General features: G+C 31.3%; 1 protein-coding gene and 1 pseudogene. One reads left to right on the forward strand and one right to left on the reverse strand.

What is annotated here, in order from left to right; genetic code table 11:
• Positions 1-307: 307 nt before the first annotated feature.
• Entirely contained in the window at positions 308-1,207 is a 900-nt protein-coding gene (locus Z054_RS0119870) for a hypothetical protein (protein WP_024771790.1), read from the reverse strand.
• A 171-nt stretch (positions 1,208-1,378) separates the two neighbouring features.
• Between Z054_RS0119870 and Z054_RS28890 the strand changes: the two are divergent.
• Positions 1,379-1,710, forward strand: a pseudogene (locus Z054_RS28890) (carbonic anhydrase family protein); the annotation flags it as partial.

Genomic DNA, 1,710 nt, shown 5'->3' on the forward strand with positions numbered 1-1,710 from the left:
AGATGTTCAGGCAGTTTTTTTATTCTAAGAAGAGTTAATATCCCAAGATTTGCTCAACAAAATATCATTGTTTTTTTTAAGCTTGATGATTGATCAGATTATGAAGAAAGAAGATTAGTATGAAATTCATTTTCCATTTCACAGTGCTCAATCCTATAGCTAACAAAAATTGTAGCTCAATTCATTAAAAATTAAAGTAAGGAGAAAGAATATGACGTATTGTATAAAGATAGTTAACCGAACTTATTCTAATATAACCCTCGGGGCTTATCCCGAGGATTATTTATAAAGTATAATGATGAATGAATTATATAGTTTGAGGGTTTTTTCTGAAAGAAAGTTTCTTTAGATAACGTAAATTAGGACGATCAGCAATCATCACAAACAAGGGTATTAAACCATGAGGTAATCTAATCAACATTTCCCAGGTCCATTGACTGAATGAGTTCCATAAAAAAGCAACGTGAAAATGACCTACTAGTCGGGCTATAGCGGTTAACCCTCCCCATACAAAGGCATATACTAAAGCAGCATAAGATATCCTGGGAATAAAAATAGCAATGGCAACTACAAAATCAAGGATGCCTGCTGTTTTTAACATTAGATGTGCGCTAGGTTCACTAATTGGCAAAGTGTTGAGTGTCATGTCAATAAAACTGCCTGGTCTGGGATAATATCCGATAGCATATAAACCATGACAACTAAATGTAAGAGCAATAGCAATAAGAGCAATTAAGCGTATTTTTTTAAATTCAATAGAGGTGAATAATACCATATAAAGAAGTACTGGAGTCATGAATTGAATTGTATATTCAAAAAATTGCCCAACATGTAAAAATTTCTCTTTACAATACAAGATTGCCAAAATAAAAAGTCCGATACTCCCTCCTAATAAAAAGAATTTACCGGTTTTTTTCATGTTAGGTTTTATCATTAAAGTAATGATAGCACAAATGAGATAAAAGACACCTATTGCTTTTATTGAAAAAGAAATTGTATTAGCAGCCGAGAGGCTGGTTACATAATCATTCCAGGCGATACCAAAAACATTTTCAATACTACTTTTTAGGATACTTTCGTCCCATAGAAAAGTTCTGTAGGGAGCGTCCCAAACAATGTGTTGGTAGGCTCTGCCTAAAAAAATAAGAAAAGTAGAGAGCTTTAAAATAGTAATTAATCTATGTTGTAAATCAGAAGATTGTGTCATGAGTTTTGTGTGATAGTTAATACTTTAAAAATATCGATTTATTATGATTTAAACCACTCAATAGTCAATAAATTAATTGATAAATATCATATTCTCGATTGATAGATATTGCACAAAAAATAATAACAAGCCCATATTTTTGAGCACATAAAATTATAAACTCAACACATTATGAAATCAAATTTTTTTAAGTATTTATTTACTTTTGCTTTAATTTATGGATTAGCTTCTTGTGAGAATGAAAAAACAGATATTCAGGATCAAAATGTTAATCAGGATATTAATAAAAATGACGAGACAAATCTAGGGAATATCTTTTTTGGACGAAAAAGTTCATCAGATTGTCATTTTGAGTATGAAGGATCAGAAGGTCCAGCATTCTGGGCTGATCTTTGCGGCGAGGATTGGAAAGATTGTGGAGGTAATGCACAGTCTCCAATTGATATTGTAACAGATGATACAGATGAGGACGATGATATTAATAATATCAATACCAATTATAC

The sequence above is a fragment of the Aquimarina macrocephali JAMB N27 genome (assembly GCF_000520995.1).
Taxonomy (GTDB): Bacteria; Bacteroidota; Bacteroidia; order Flavobacteriales; family Flavobacteriaceae; genus Aquimarina; species Aquimarina macrocephali.